Genomic DNA, 14,423 nt, shown 5'->3' with positions numbered 1-14,423 from the left:
CGCTAGGCGCCCGGACCGGACGGTTGTCGATCACAGGTTCAAGGGCGGCCGGGTGACGATTGACCGGAACCGTTCTTGCCGGCCGTAGGCTATCCACCAGACGCCGAGGCCCGTGAGAAGGCCGGCCGCCGCGCCGGTCAGGTGCATGGCGACGGCTTGGGTGTCTTCGTCGTCAAAGGTCTTCAGCAGGGCGGCGAAGGCCAGACCGGTCGCCAAACCCACAAAGGCCGCCGCCGATCGGTATTGCCGGTCCAACTGATGCAGCACCGCCCAGGCCACGCAGGCCGGCAGCACGAAGATCCAGCCCGCGAGCAGGCTCATCATCAGCGCGCCAGGCAGGGCCGCCACCACGATGGAAATCCTGTGCGGCTCCTTCGGCAGCGCCATGGCCGCGGCCAGCAGGTCTACGGCCAGGGGCGGAAAAGCGAAGGCGAACAGGATCGCCGCGACGACTCGCGGCGGGCTGGTCATTTCGCGTGCGGGCTGGAACATGGCGGGTCTCGACGGAGGAACGATCGCTCCATCCAGCCCGCCGCGTGTGAACCGAAGATCGCGCTCCCCGGGGAGTTCGGATCGAGGGAACGTGCAGCCTCCGCCTAGGCCGCCTCGCCCTGGGTGTAGCCGAGCTGCTTGTTCAGCTTGTCCAGCAACTCGATCACCGCCTCGGCGATCACCGTACCGGGCGGGAAGATCGCCGCGGCGCCGGCGTCGATCAGCGCCTGGAAGTCCTGCGGCGGGATCACGCCGCCGACCACCATCATGATGTCCGGGCGGCCCTGCCTAGCCAGTTCGGCCTTCAGCTCCGGGGCCAGGGTCAGGTGGCCGGCCGCCAGCGAGCTGGCCCCGACGATGTGGACGGCGTTGTCGACCGCCAGCTTGGCGGCCTCGGCCGGGGTCTGGAACAACGGGCCGATGTCGACGTCGAAGCCGAGGTCGGAAAAGGCGCTGGCGATCACCTTCTGGCCGCGGTCATGGCCGTCCTGGCCCATCTTGGCCACCAAGATGCGAGGCGGACCGCCATGGGCCTCCTGGAAGGCGGCGACCATGGCCCGGGCTCGGGCGGCCTTGGGATCGGCGCCGGCCTCGGCGCCGTAGACGCCCTGGATCGCCTGGATGCTGGCGCGGTGACGACCGAAGACGTTTTCCATCGCCAGGCTGATCTCGCCGACCGTGGCCTTGGCGCGGGCCGCGTCGACGGCCAGGGCCAGCAGGTTGCCGGTTCCCCGCGCCCCGTCCTCCAGCGCCTTCAGCGCCGCGGCCGTCGCGGCCGGATCGCGCTCGGCCTTCAGCCGGGCCAGCTTCTCCAGCTGCTGATTGCGCACCGAGGTGTTGTCGACCTTCAGCATCGGGATGTCGTCGGCGACCTCCGGCTTGTAGCGGTTGACGCCGACCACGCTCTGGCGATTGGCGTCAATGCGGGCCTGGGTCTTGGCGGCGGCCTCCTCAATGCGCAGTTTGGGAATGCCCTGCTCGATGGCCTTGGCCATGCCGCCGGCGGCCTCGACCTCCTCGATATGCGCCAGGGCCCTGACGGCCAGGTCGTGGGTCAGGCGCTCGACATAGTAGGAGCCGCCCCACGGGTCGGCGACACGGGTCGTGCCGCTTTCCATCTGAAGGAACAGCTGGGTGTTGCGGGCGATGCGGGCCGAGAAGTCAGTCGGCAAGGCCAGGGCCTCGTCCAGGGCGTTGGTGTGCAGGCTCTGGGTCTGGCCGTTGACCGCCGCCATGGCCTCGACGCAGGTGCGGGCCACGTTGTTGAACACGTCCTGGGCGGCCAGGGACCAGCCCGAGGTCTGGCTGTGGGTGCGCAGGGACAGCGACCGGTCATCCTTGGGATCGAACTCGCGCTTCATCAGCCGGGCCCACAGCAGGCGGGCTGCGCGCATCTTGGCCACTTCCATGAAGTAGTTCATGCCGATCGCCCAGAAGAACGACAGGCGCGGGGCGAAGGTGTCGATGCTCATGCCGGCGGCGACGCCCGCCCGGGCGTACTCGATCCCGTCGGCCAGGGTGTAGGCCAGCTCCAGGTCGGCCGTCGCTCCGGCCTCCTGCATGTGATAGCCGCTGATCGAGATCGAGTTGAACTTGGGCATGTTCGCCGAGGTGAAGGCGAAGATGTCCGAGATGATCCGCATCGAGGGCGCGGGCGGATAGATATAGGTGTTGCGGACCATGAACTCCTTGAGGATGTCGTTCTGGATGGTCCCCGAGAGCTTGTCGGGGCTGACGCCCTGTTCCTCGGCCGCCACGATGTAGAGCGCCAGGATCGGCAGCACCGCGCCGTTCATGGTCATCGACACGCTCATCTTGTCGAGCGGGATGCCGGAAAACAGGGTGCGCATGTCGAGGATCGAGTCGATGGCCACGCCGGCCATGCCGACGTCGCCCTTCACTCGCTCGTGGTCGCTGTCATAGCCCCGGTGGGTGGCCAGGTCGAAGGCCACCGACAGGCCCATCTGACCAGCGGCCAGGTTGCGTCTGTAGAAGGCGTTGCTGTCCTCGGCGGTCGAAAAGCCCGCGTACTGCCGCACCGTCCACGGGTTGGTCACGTACATGGTCGGGTAGGGGCCGCGCACGAACGGCGCGACGCCGGGATAGCCGCCGGTGAAGTCCAGGCCGGCGGTGTCGTCGGCCGTGAAGGCCGGGGGCACGTCGATCCCCTCCGGCGTGGCCCAGGCGGCGCCTTCCGGAGCGGAGTTGGTCGCGGCGGCCTCGAAGGGTAGGCTCGTGAAGTCGGGGAACTTGCTCATGCCTGGGCTCCCTCGAAGGCGGCCGAGAACCGGATGGGCGCCAGCGGCGGACAGCGGGAATCTGGTCCAGGCACGCGAACGTTGGGCGGATCGACGGCGAAGTCGCCGGTGCTGGGCGTTGCGACCTCCACCGGCTTGTCGTCGGCGTTGGGAAAGGCGGTGACCCCCAGGATCTTGCGGCTTTTGTCGGCGAAGGCAGCCTCCTGCGCCGCGCGCGTGGCGTCGACGATATCGGCGACCCGTCCGCTCTCCAGCGCCTTGACGATCCCGCCGGCCGCCTCGATGGCCTGGAAGCCGCCCCAGGCGGCGCGGGCCAGCTGGTCGGTCAGGCTGTCCAGGTACCAGGACCCGCCGGCCGGGTCGGCGACGCGGCCCAGATGGCTTTCCTCCATCAGCACCAGCTGGGTGTTGCGGGCCTGGCGGCGGCCGAAGGCGGTGGGCAGGCCGATGGCGTCGGTGAACGCGCCCAGGACGATGGCGTCGGCGCCGCCGACCGCGCCGGCGAAGCCCGCAGCGGTCAGGCGCAGCAGGTTGGTCCAGGCGTCGGCCCGGGTCAGCATGCGCTGCGACGAGCGGGCCTCGATGACGGCGGTAACCGATACGCCGCAGGCGTCGGTGATCCGCGCCCACAGGGCCCGGGCGGCGCGGACCTTGGCCACGCCGGTGAAATATTCCGCGTCGAGGCTGACGCCCAGGGTGATCCGGGAGAAGGCCTCCTGCATGGAGAGGCCGGCTCGCGCCAAAGCCTTGGCGTAGGCCAGGGCGCAGGCGGCCATCACCGCCAGCTCCTCGGTGTTGGAGCCGCCGGCCTCGTGCGCCGCGCGGCCGGTGGCCAGCATCAGGCTGGCCTTGGCGTAGGTGTCCGACAGCCGCGCCCCGACCGTCGCCGCCGAAACCAGGTGACCCTCGATGGGCCCCGGGCTGGCGCCGGCCTGGGCGAAGGCGGTCAGCGGATCCATGTGGAAGGCGAGGGGCGCGTTGGGCGCCGCCTTGGCCAAGGCGGCCAGCCAGTCGGCGGCCTTGGGGCCCAGGAAACCGGCGTCCAGGGCGACGGGGGCCAGGTCCAGCAGCACGCCGTTCAGCGCCTGGGCCATGTCCTGCAGCGAACCGACGGCCACGCCGTTGACCCCGGTGGGATCGAGAACCAGCAGCACCGAGGCCGCACCGTTCTCCAGGTCCTTCATGATCTCGGCGGCGGCCTGGCGGGGATCGGGATGGGCGGCGGGCATGCGCAGGTCCCAGGGCCGCACGGCGTCGCGCGCCCGCAGGTCGCGGGCCACGGCCACGCCGTCCTGCGCCGTGTAGAGCGGCTGGATGGCGAGGCCGTCGGCGGTCGGGGTGACCAGGGCGTCGTCGAACGCCTGGCCCTTGAGGGTCTTGTCGACCAGGGCCATCCATTTCGAGGGGTCCGGGGCGCCAAAATCCTCGGCCAGCCGGGAGGGCGGGTGAATCACGACGTTTGTCTCCTGCACCGCAGCATTTTCTTGTTTTGGCCAGCAGATGCCCCCGTGCCGCCGGGGAGGTCAAGCGCTTGCGCCGGGTACGAACGACCGTTTAAGCTAACGCTGTTTACATGCGCCGCCCGCAGCGGCCGCCCCAAAGGAGACGTTCCCATGGCCTTGCCGCCGATCCTGCGCGACCGCCTGCGCCTGCCCGTCATCGCGTCTCCGCTGTTCATCATCAGCAATCCCGACCTGGTCATCGCCCAGTGCAAGGCCGGCGTCGTCGGTTCGTTCCCGGCCCTGAACGCCCGGCCGATCTCGCAGCTGGACGAGTGGCTGGCGCGGATCACCGAGGAACTGGCGGCCCATGACCGGGCCAATCCCGACGCGCCCTCGGCCCCGTTCGCCGTCAACCAGATCGTCCACAAGAGCAACAACCGGCTCCAGGAGGATGTCGAGCTCTGCGTGAAGTACAAGGTTCCGGTGGTGATCACATCGCTGGGCGCGCGCGAGGACCTGAACGCCGCGATCCACAGCTATGGCGGGATCACACTGCACGACGTGATCAACGACAAGCACGCCCACAAGGCCATCGAGAAGGGCGCGAACGGCCTGATCCCGGTGGCGGCGGGGGCCGGAGGTCACGCCGGAACCCTGTCGCCGTTCGCCCTGATCCAGGAGATCCGCCAGTGGTTCGACGGGCCGGTGGCGCTGTCGGGCTCGATCGCCTCGGGCCGCTCGATCCTGGCCGCCCAGGCCATGGGCGCCGACCTGGCCTATATCGGCTCGGCCTTCATCGCGACCAAGGAGGCCAACGCGCCCCAGGGCTACAAGGACACTATCGTCGAGGCCCGGGCCAACGACATCGTCTATTCGAACCTGTTCACCGGCGTGCACGGCAACTATCTGCGCCAGTCGATCGTCCGGGCGGGGCTCGATCCCGAGAACCTGCCGGTCAGCGACCCATCGGCCATGAACTTCGGTTCCGGCGGCAATCAGGAAGCCAAGGCCTGGCGCGACATCTGGGGTTCCGGCCAGGGCGTCGGCGCCATCGACGCGGTGCTGTCGGCCGGCGAGCTGATCGCCAAGTTCGCGGAGCAGTATGAGGACGCCAAGGCGGAGCTGGCCGCCAAGACCGCGTTGACATCGGGCAATCGCCTGGCTTTCGCGGCCCAGTAGGCGGGGACGAGCAGGGGATCCACGGCTGTCGATCCTCGGGGACTCGCGGCGGGGCGACACTGGAGGCGTTGAAACCCTCCAGGAGTTCCCATGTCCAACACCACCACGCCTCGCCTGTCGCTGCCCTTCCTAGCGGCCGGCCAGGCCCAGAAGCACATCACCGTCAACGAGGCCCTCGGCAGGCTGGACGGCCTGGTCCAGCTGGCGGTCCAGAGCCGGACCGTCGCCGCCCAGCCGGCTTCCCCGGCCGACGGGGCGATGCACATCCTGCCGACCGGCGCGACCGGCGCCGCCTGGTTCGACAAGGCCGCCGGCCTGCTGGCCCATTATGTCGACGGCGTCTGGGAGGCCCTGACGCCCAGGGCCGGCTGGCTGGCCTGGATCATCGACGAGGGCCTGGCCCTGATCCACGACGGCGAGAACTGGACTCCGCTGTCCTCGACCTTCAAGGCCCTGACGGCCGCTCGCTCGCCGTTCTTCGCCGCCACGCGATTCGAGATTCTCGAGCAGGAGGTGACCCTGTCCGGCGCCTCGGTGGCCACGACCGTGATGATCCCGGCCCGCGCCATCGTGCTGGGCGTCTCGACCCGCACCAGCGCGGCGATCACCGGAGCGACCTCCTACAGCTGCGGCGTGGCCGGCGAGGCGGGCAAGTTCGGCGCCGCGCTGGGCGTGGCCAAGAACGCCAGCAATGTGGGGGTGATCGGCCCGACGGCCTACTACGCCGACACGCCGGTGGTGATCACGTCGTCTGGCGGCGCCTTCACCGGCGGCAAGGTGCGGGTGTCGATCCACGCGATGCGGTTCGACCCGCCGGCGGCGATCTGAGAGGACGGGGACAGGCGCATGCGCCTGTCCCCAGCCGCAGCGCGACTTGACCTCCACACCCAACGCCGCTACTCACCCCGCACCTTTGGGGAGTAGCCGCCCGCGCCGATCAGCGGGGCCCGTCGTCAACACACTTGCCTCCTTTCTTTCATCGGGAAGGGGCATGGCGCGGGTGAAGGAGGCCATCGGCTTCCGCGGCGAGACCAATGGCGTCGGTTTCCGTTCCGGGCTGGGCGGGGTCTCCGACGCTATTGGCGTGCGCTCGGCCCGGACGGTTTGATTTCATGGAATCCCTGCTCGTTTCGGCCCTCGTGGTGGCCATCGCCGAGATCGGCGACAAGACCCAGCTTCTGGCCATTATCCTGGCCACCCGCTTCAAGAAGCCCGTTTCCATCATCCTGGGCATACTGGTCGCCACCCTGGCCAACCACGCCCTGGCGGCCCTGGCTGGATCGCTGGTCTCGGGCCTGTTCGACGGCGCCTGGTTCAAGTGGGCCATCGCCGTCTCGTTCGTCGCCATGGCCGCCTGGGCCCTGATCCCCGACAAGGCCGACGACGATCTGCCCGGCGGCGCGGGTCGCTATGGGGTGTTCCTGACCACCACCATCGCCTTTTTTCTGGTCGAGATGGGCGACAAGACCCAGATCGCCACGGTCGCCCTGGGCGCGCGCTTCCATGACGTGTTCTGGGTGGCGGCCGGCACCACCGTGGGCATGATGGCCGCCAACATCCCCGCCGTGTACCTGGGCGAGGCGGCGACCAAGATCGTGCCGCTGAAATATGTGCGCCTGGGCGCGGCGCTGATCTTCCTGGGCCTGGGGATCTGGGCGGGCGTGGAGGCGATGCGCTGAGTGGGCTGGGGACAGGCGCATGCGCCTGTCCCCGATCGTGCGGGCGGCCAGAGTCCTTGATACCGACCAGCCTCAGCGCCAAAAGGGATCCGACGAAGGGGATCTTGATGACCGACCGCGGCTGGGAGTTCTGGATCGACCGAGGCGGCACCTTCACCGACATCGTCGCGCGGCGCCCGGACGGGACCCTGCTGACCCACAAGCTGCTGTCGGAAAACCCCGAGCAGTATGACGACGCGGCGGTGGCCGGCGTGCGGGCGCTGCTGGACGGCGACGGCGCCATCGACGCGGTCAAGATGGGCACCACCGTGGCCACCAACGCCCTGCTCGAGCGGGCGGGCGAGCCCACGGTCCTGGCGATCACCCGGGGCCACGCCGACGCCCTGCGCATCGGCTACCAGGCCCGGCCCAAGCTGTTCGACCGGCGGATCGTCAAGCCCGAGGCGCTGTACGGCCACGTGGTCGAGGTCGACGAACGGATCAGCGTCGAGGGCGCGGTGCTGCGGCCGCTCGACGAGCTCGGGGCCCGCGCGGGGCTGCAGGCCGCCTTCGACGCCGGCTTTCGGGCCGTGGCCGTCGTGCTGCTGCACGGCTTTCGCTTCACCGATCACGAGGCGAGGGTCGCGGCGATCGCCCGCGAGGTCGGCTTCACCCAGGTGTCGGTCAGTCACGAGGTCAGCCCGCTGATGAAGCTGGTCGGGCGCGGGGACACGACCGTGGTCGACGCCTACCTGTCGCCGATCCTGCGCCGTTATGTCGACAAGGTCGCCGACGCCCTGGGGCGCGAGACCCGGCTGCTGTTCATGCAATCCAACGGAGGCCTGACCGACGCCCACGCCTTCCGGGGCAAGGACGCGATCCTGTCCGGTCCGGCCGGCGGGGTCGTCGGCATGGCCAGGACGGCGGCCCAGGCCGGCTTCGAGCGGGTGATCGGCTTCGACATGGGCGGCACCTCGACCGACGTCTGCCACTTCGCGGGCGAGTACGAGCGGGCCTACGAGACGGTGGTGGCCGGGGTGCGGATGCGCGCGCCGATGATGAACATCCACACCGTGGCGGCCGGCGGCGGTTCGATCTGTTCGTTCGACGGGGCGCGGTTCCGGGTCGGCCCGGCCTCGGCCGGCGCCAATCCCGGCCCGGCCTGCTACCGGCGTGGCGGGCCGCTGACCGTGACCGATTGCAACGTCATGCTGGGCAAGCTGTCGCCCGACTTCTTCCCGGCGGTGTTCGGCCCGAACGCCGACCAGCCGCTGGATCGCCACGTGGTCACGGCGAAATTCGAGGCGCTCGCGGCCGAGATCCTGGTCGCGACCGGCAGAGCCATGACGCCGGTCGAGATCGCCGAGGGTTTCGTCACCATCGCCGTGGAGAACATGGCCAAGGCCGTGCGGCAGATCTCGATCCAGCGCGGCTACGACGTCACCCGCTACGTGTTGGCCTGCTTCGGCGGGGCGGGCGGCCAGCATGCCTGCCTGGTCGCCGACGCCCTGGGCATGACCGAGGTGATGATCCACCCCTTCGCCGGGGTGCTCAGCGCCTACGGCATGGGCCTGGCCGACCTGCGGACCCTGCGCGAGGCGACAGTGGAGCGGCCGCTGGCCGACGCCGCCGAAGACCTGACCGGCCGCGCGGCCGTCCTGGCGAGCGAGGCCGAGGCCGCGCTGTGGGCCCAGAACGCGCCGCTGGTCCGGGTCGAGACGATCGCCAGCGTGCTGGTCAAGTACGCCGGGACCGACACCCCGCTGCGCGTGCCGCTGGGCGACGCGGCGGCCGTGGGCGAGGCTTTCGAGGCCCTGCACCATCGGCGCTTTGGCTTCGTCTCGCCGGGCACGGCCCTGGTCGTCGAGGCTCTGGCCGTGGAAGCTATCGGTCACGCCGACGCCGGCGGGGCGCCGGACCTGGGCCTCGGCGCGGACTCCAAGCCCGAGCCCCTGGCGGTCCTCACCGTCCGCATGGCCGGCGCCGAGCACGCCGCGCCGGTGTTCGACCGCGCCGCCCTGCCGATCGGCGGCGAGGTGGCGGGGCCGGCCATCGTCCGCGAAGACACCGGCACCACGGTGATCGAGCCTGGTTGGCGGGCGACGGTCGACCGCCACCTGAACCTGATCATCGACCGCGTCGTCGCCCTGGCCCCGCGCCAGGCGGCCGGGACCAAGGCCGATCCTGTGATGCTGGAGGTGTTCAACAACCTGTTCATGGCCGTGGCCGAGGAGATGGGCTTCGCGCTGCAGAACACCGCCTATTCCGTCAACATCAAGGAGCGGCTGGACTTCTCCTGCGCCCTGTTCGACCGCGACGGCGCCCTGATCGCCAACGCCCCGCACATGCCCGTGCACCTGGGCTCGATGGGCGACAGCGTGCGGGCTGTCCGCGACGGACGGCTGCACGATCGCCGGGGCCTCCTGCCCGGCGACGTCTACATGCTCAACGCGCCCTATAACGGCGGCACCCACCTGCCGGACGTGACCGTGGTCATGCCGGTGTTCGACGCGGCCGGGGCGCTGGCCTTCTATGTCGCGGCGCGGGGCCACCAGGGCGATATCGGCGGGATCACGCCGGGTTCGATGCCGCCGGGCAGCCGCACCGTCGAGGAGGAGGGGGTGCTGATCGAGAACTTCCTGCTGGTCGAGGGCGGGCGGTTCCGCGAGGCCGAGGTTCGGGCGCTATTGGCCTCGGGCAAGTGGCCGGCCCGCAATCCCGACCAGAACATCGGCGACCTCAAGGCCCAGGTGGCGGCGTGCGCGCGCGGCGCCGAAAGCCTAACGGGCCTGGTCGCCGAGTTCGGCCAGGCGGTGGTCGAGGCCTACATGGCTCACGTGCAGGACAACGCCGAGGAGGCCGTGCGGCGTGTGCTGGCCACCCTGTCGGACGGGGCCTTCGCCTACGAACTGGACGACGGTTCGGTGGTGAAGGTGGCGATCACGGTGGACCGCGCGACGCGCATCGCGCGGGTCGATTTCACCGGCACCAGCGACCAGGTCCCGACCAATTTCAACGCCCCGGCCTCGATCTGCCGGGCGGCGGCGCTCTACGTGTTCCGCACCCTGGTCGACGACGAGATCCCGATGAACGACGGCTGCCTGCGGCCGGTCGAGCTGGTGATCCCCGAGGGCTCGATGCTGCGGCCGCGCTATCCGGCGGCGGTGGTGGCCGGCAATGTCGAGACCAGCCAGGTGGTGGTGGACGCCCTCTATGGCGCGCTGGGGGTGATGGCGGCCGCCCAGGGGACGATGAACAACTTCACCTTCGGCGACGACCGGCGGCAATATTACGAGACCATCTGCGGCGGGGCCGGGGCCGGGCCGGACTTCGACGGCGCCGACGCGGTCCAGACCCACATGACCAACAGCCGCCTGACCGACCCGGAGGTGCTGGAGAGCCGCTATCCGGTGCTGGTCGAGGCGTTCTCGATCCGGCGCGGCTCGGGCGGGGCCGGCGCCCGTCGCGGCGGCGACGGGGTGGTGCGCAGGATCGGCTTCCGCGAACCGATGACGGCGACCCTGCTGTCCAACCGCCGACGGGTGGCGCCGTTCGGGTTGGCGGGCGGTGGTCCAGGCGCGTTGGGCGCGGCCCGCGTCGAGCGGGAGGACGGCTCGGTTCAGGTGCTCGGCGCGACCGACGCTGTGGAGGTCGCGGCGGGGGATTCAATCGTCATTGAGACCCCCGGTGGCGGGGGCTACGGGGCGGTTTAGGCCGAGGAACGATTGGGGACAGGCGCATGCGCCTGTCCCCGACCGAGGCGAGGCGCCTAGGCCAGCACGACCTTGCCATCCACCCGCCGCGCGATGCCCAGCGGGTTGGCGTCCTGCAGTTCCACCGGCAGCAGGGCCGCCGGCAGGTTCTGGTAGCTGACCGGCCGCAGGAAGCGGAAGATCGCCAGCGAACCGACCGAGGTCGAGCGGCTGTCGGAAGTCGACGGGAACGGGCCGCCGTGGACCATGGCGTGGCCGACCTCGACGCCGGTGCCGAAGCCGTTGACCAGCACGCGGCCGGCCTTCAGCTCCAGGGTCGGCAGCAGGGCGCGGGCCAGGTCTGTGTCGGCCTCGTCCATGTGCACGGCGATGGTCAGCTGGCCTTCCAGGGCGGCGAGCACCTGGGTCAGCTGGGCCAGGTCCTGGGCGCGGACCACCAGCGAGGCGGCGCCGAACACTTCGTCCTGCAGGTGCGGCGTGGCCAGGAAGGTGGCGGCGTCCACCGAGAACAGGGTCGCGCGGCCCTGGCCGTGGCCGCCTTCCAGGCCGTGCGCCACCTCGGTGACGCCCGAGGTTTCGGCCAGGGCTTTCACGCCGCCGGTATAGGCCTTGCAGATACCGGGGGTCAGCATCTGGCCGGCCGGGGCCTTGGCGATCACCTCGGCGGTGGCCGCCAGGAAGGCGTCCAGCTCGGGGCCGTCGATGCCCAGGATCAGGCCGGGATTGGTGCAGAACTGACCGGCGCCTTGGGTGAGAGCGGCGACGAACTCGGGGGCGATGGCCGCGCCGCGCGCCTTCAGGGCGTTCGGCAGCAGCAGCACCGGGTTGATGCTGCTCATCTCGGCGTAGAACGGGATCGGCTCGGGACGGCCCTGGGCGACGGCCGTCAGGGCCAGGCCCGCGCGGCGCGACCCGGTGAAGCCCGCGGCCTTGATGCGGGCGTCGGCGACCAGGCCTTGCGAGATCTCGATGCCGGCGTCGTGCAGCAGGGCGAAGACGCCCGACGGCAGGCCGCATGCCTTCACGGCCTCCTGAACGGCGCGGCCGACTAGTTCCGACGTACCCGGATGCGCCGGGTGGGCCTTGACCACCACCGGGCAGCCGGCCGCCAGGGCCGAGGCGGTGTCGCCGCCGGCCACCGAGAAGGCCAGCGGGAAGTTGCTGGCGCCGAACACCGCCACCGGACCCAGCGGCACGTTGCGCAGGCGCAGGTCCGGACGCGGCAGCGGCTTGCGGTCCGGCTGGGCCGGGTCGATCCGGGCCTCCAGCCAGCCGCCGTCGCGCAGCACGCCGGCGAACATCTTCAGCTGGCCCATGGTGCGGCCGCGCTCGCCTTCCAGGCGGGCGCGGGGCAGGCCGGTCTCGGCCATGGCCCGAACGATCAGGTCGTCGCCGATCGCCTCGATCTTGGCGGCGACGGTTTCCAGGAACACGGCCCGCTGCTCGGGCGAGGTGGCGCGATAGGGCCCGAAGGCCGCGGCCGCCAGGGCACAGGCCTCGTCGAGATCGGCCTTGGTCGCGCCACCGAAGGTCACGTCCAGGGTGGCTCCGGTGCTGGGGTCGACCGCGTGGATCGCGCCGCCGGTCCCGGGGCGGGCGCCGCCGTCGATCAGAAGCTCTCCGGTGATGGTCATGGCGCGATCCTCGTGTCGTCGTTGAACGGGTCTTAGATGATACCGCTCCCATAGACGTCAAGCCGATGGCTCGGATACCGGCCGATTTCGAAGCTTTCGGCAGGCCTTGACTGACTCATAACTCGCCAGCTATGAGTAACCCATAGCCAACGGGTTATCGGTTTTTCATGACGGACGCTCACGACCTGCTTTTCAAGACGCTCGCCGATCCCACCCGACGTGGGATCTTCGAGCGGCTGTGCCGCGACGGCGAACAGACGGTCGGGGCCCTGACGGCCTTGGCCGGAGTCTCGCAGCCGGCGGTCTCCAAGCATCTTGGGGTGCTCAAGCAGGCCGGCCTAGTCAGCGACCGTCATGAGGGCCGGCAGACGCACTACAGCGCCCAGCTGAACGCCCTGGCCCCGTTGGTCGACTGGACAAGCCGCATGGCCGGGTTCTGGGAAACCCGGTTCGACAATCTCGAAGACCTGCTCAACAGGATGGACCAATGACCAGCACCGCGACGCAAACCCGTTCCGTCGTCGTCGAGCGTGACATCGCTCATCCGCCGGAAAAGCTCTGGCGCGCCCTGACCCAGCCGCACCTGATGGAGGAATGGCTGATGAAGAACGACTTCAAGCCCCAGGTGGGCCACAGCTTCAACCTGCGCGGGGAGTGGGGCGGGGTGCTGGACTGCAAGGTTCTGGCCGTCGAGCCCCAGAAGACCCTGTCCTATACCTGGGATTTCGCCCACGAGGACGCGGCCTACAACCTCCAGAGCGTGGTGACCTTCACCCTGACCCCGACCGCCACGGGCACGCACCTGCGCGTCGAGCAGGCCGGTTTCCATCCCGACCAGAAGCAGGCCTACGGCGGCGCCCACGCCGGCTGGAAGTCGTTCCTGGGCAATCTGGACCAACTGCTGGAGCGGCTGGACTAGCCGTCCGCAGCGCCCGATCCCGAAGGAGAAAGACCCTTGAACTGGAACGCCCTCATCCGACAGACCCATCGCTGGTTGTCGATCCTCTTCACGGCCGGCGTCATCGGCTACATGATCGTCATGACCAAGGGGCAGCCCCCAGGCTGGGTCGGGCTGTTCGCCCTGGTCCCGCTGATCCTGCTGCTGGTCAGCGGCCTGTACATGTTCGTGCTGCCCTATGTCGCCAAGGGGCGAAGCGGACGGCGCGCGCAAGGCTAGGAGGGAGCCGTGGCCGGGGAGAGGTCCGAACCGAAGCTGCTGTCGGGCGGCAACCCGCAGATCGCCAAGGGAGACGGCGACACCCCGGTCCAGGCCTATATCGCCGCCATGCCGGGCTGGAAAAGCCAGGTCGGGCGCAAGCTGGACGCGCTGATCCAGGCCGCTGTTCCCGGCGTGCGCAAGGCGGTGAAGTGGAACTCGCCGTTCTACGGCGTCGAGGAGAAGAGCTGGTTTCTCGCCGTTCATTGCTACGCGAAGTACGTCAAGGTGGCCTTCTTCCGCGGCGCGGCGCTCGATCCCCAGCCGCCGGTCGCCTCCAAGCAGAAGGACGTTCGGTATCTCCACATCCACGAAGACGACCCGATCGACGAGGCCCAGTTCACCGACTGGGTGAGACAGGCCAGCCAATTGCCCGGCGAACACATGTGAGCCGTTACGACGAGGTATGAGGACCATGAAGAAGAAGATGGGCGGCCCGCTGGAAGGCCCGCCGTCCGAACTGATCGACAAGGCGATTGCGGCGCTGGACGATTGGCGCGGCGAGACGCTGGCCAGGATCCGAAAGCTGATCCACGAGGCCGACCCCGACGTGGTCGAGGAGTGGAAGTGGGGCATACCGGTGTGGTCGCACGACGGCATCCTCTGCACCGGTGAGACCTACAAGGCCGCCGTGAAGACGACCTTCCCCAAGGGCGCGTCGGCGGAGGATCCTTCGGGCCTGTTCAATTCCAGCCTGGAAGGCGCCACCCGGCGGGCCATCGACTTCCGCCAGGGCGAGGCGATCGACGAAGAGGCGTTCAAGGCGCTGATCCGCGCCACCGTGGCGTTGAACGTTTCGACGCGGACGGCGAAGAAGCGCGCCTGACGCGC

General features: G+C 69.8%; 13 protein-coding genes. 9 read left to right on the top strand and 4 right to left on the bottom strand.

Going from position 1 to position 14,423, the window contains the following annotated elements; translation table 11 throughout:
• Window positions 1-30 precede the first annotated feature (30 nt).
• The 3 genes from ASD47_RS04840 to ASD47_RS04830 form a co-directional block, all read right to left on the bottom strand.
• Window positions 31-492 carry a hypothetical protein gene (locus ASD47_RS04840; RefSeq protein ID WP_056752438.1) on the bottom strand — a complete coding sequence of 154 codons (462 nt, stop codon included), beginning with the start codon at window positions 490-492 and terminating at the stop codon, window positions 31-33.
• A gap of 104 nt (window positions 493-596) precedes the next feature.
• Window positions 597-2,750, bottom strand: a complete 2,154-nt coding sequence (gene scpA / locus ASD47_RS04835; protein ID WP_056752436.1) for a methylmalonyl-CoA mutase — start codon at window positions 2,748-2,750, stop codon at window positions 597-599.
• Complete coding sequence (locus tag ASD47_RS04830) at window positions 2,747-4,144, bottom strand: methylmalonyl-CoA mutase family protein (RefSeq protein WP_056752433.1); 1,398 nt, start codon at window positions 4,142-4,144, stop codon at window positions 2,747-2,749. The genes scpA and ASD47_RS04830 overlap by 4 nt, the downstream gene beginning before the upstream one ends.
• 219 nt (window positions 4,145-4,363) lie before the next feature.
• Here ASD47_RS04830 and ASD47_RS04825 point away from each other — a divergent pair, with 219 nt between their 5' ends.
• From ASD47_RS04825 to ASD47_RS04810, 4 genes are all read left to right on the top strand, one after another.
• Complete coding sequence (locus ASD47_RS04825; protein WP_056752430.1) at window positions 4,364-5,371, top strand: nitronate monooxygenase family protein; 1,008 nt, start codon at window positions 4,364-4,366, stop codon at window positions 5,369-5,371.
• Between the two features lie 90 nt (window positions 5,372-5,461).
• Window positions 5,462-6,199 (top strand): DUF2793 domain-containing protein, encoded by a 738-nt coding sequence (locus ASD47_RS04820; protein WP_056752428.1) that lies wholly within the window; start codon window positions 5,462-5,464, stop codon window positions 6,197-6,199.
• A gap of 284 nt (window positions 6,200-6,483) precedes the next feature.
• Window positions 6,484-7,050, top strand: coding sequence for a TMEM165/GDT1 family protein (locus ASD47_RS04815; protein WP_056752425.1), 567 nt, complete (start codon window positions 6,484-6,486; stop codon window positions 7,048-7,050).
• 107 nt (window positions 7,051-7,157) lie between these two features.
• Window positions 7,158-10,742, top strand: coding sequence for a hydantoinase B/oxoprolinase family protein (locus ASD47_RS04810; RefSeq protein WP_056752423.1), 3,585 nt, complete (start codon window positions 7,158-7,160; stop codon window positions 10,740-10,742).
• Window positions 10,743-10,798: 56 nt separating this feature from the next.
• Here the strand turns inward: ASD47_RS04810 and ASD47_RS04805 are convergent, their stop codons facing one another.
• Window positions 10,799-12,376, bottom strand: a complete 1,578-nt coding sequence (locus ASD47_RS04805) for an aldehyde dehydrogenase (NADP(+)) (protein ID WP_056752420.1) — start codon at window positions 12,374-12,376, stop codon at window positions 10,799-10,801.
• 167 nt (window positions 12,377-12,543) lie between these two features.
• Between ASD47_RS04805 and ASD47_RS04800 the strand changes: the two genes are divergently transcribed.
• Genes ASD47_RS04800 through ASD47_RS04780 form a run of 5 tightly spaced genes read left to right on the top strand, consistent with a single transcriptional unit; the run spans window position 12,544 to window position 14,418 of the window.
• Entirely contained in the window at window positions 12,544-12,867 is a 324-nt protein-coding gene (locus ASD47_RS04800; protein ID WP_056752417.1) for a helix-turn-helix transcriptional regulator, read from the top strand.
• The gene (locus ASD47_RS04795) at window positions 12,864-13,295 is read left to right on the top strand and encodes an SRPBCC domain-containing protein (RefSeq protein WP_056752413.1); all 432 of its coding nucleotides are present in this window, start codon (window positions 12,864-12,866) and stop codon (window positions 13,293-13,295) included. Before ASD47_RS04800 ends, ASD47_RS04795 begins: the two co-directional genes overlap by 4 nt.
• A gap of 36 nt (window positions 13,296-13,331) precedes the next feature.
• Window positions 13,332-13,553 carry a hypothetical protein gene (locus tag ASD47_RS04790; protein WP_056752411.1) on the top strand — a complete coding sequence of 74 codons (222 nt, stop codon included), beginning with the start codon at window positions 13,332-13,334 and terminating at the stop codon, window positions 13,551-13,553.
• A gap of 9 nt (window positions 13,554-13,562) precedes the next feature.
• Complete coding sequence (locus ASD47_RS04785; protein ID WP_056752409.1) at window positions 13,563-13,982, top strand: DUF1801 domain-containing protein; 420 nt, start codon at window positions 13,563-13,565, stop codon at window positions 13,980-13,982.
• 25 nt (window positions 13,983-14,007) lie between these two features.
• Entirely contained in the window at window positions 14,008-14,418 is a 411-nt protein-coding gene (locus ASD47_RS04780) for a DUF1801 domain-containing protein (RefSeq protein ID WP_056752406.1), read from the top strand.
• Window positions 14,419-14,423: the final 5 nt, after the last annotated feature.

Source organism: Caulobacter sp. Root1472 (assembly GCF_001426985.1).
GTDB lineage: Bacteria > Pseudomonadota > Alphaproteobacteria > Caulobacterales > Caulobacteraceae > Caulobacter > Caulobacter rhizosphaerae.
This window is presented reverse-complemented; position numbering and strand designations above follow the sequence as displayed.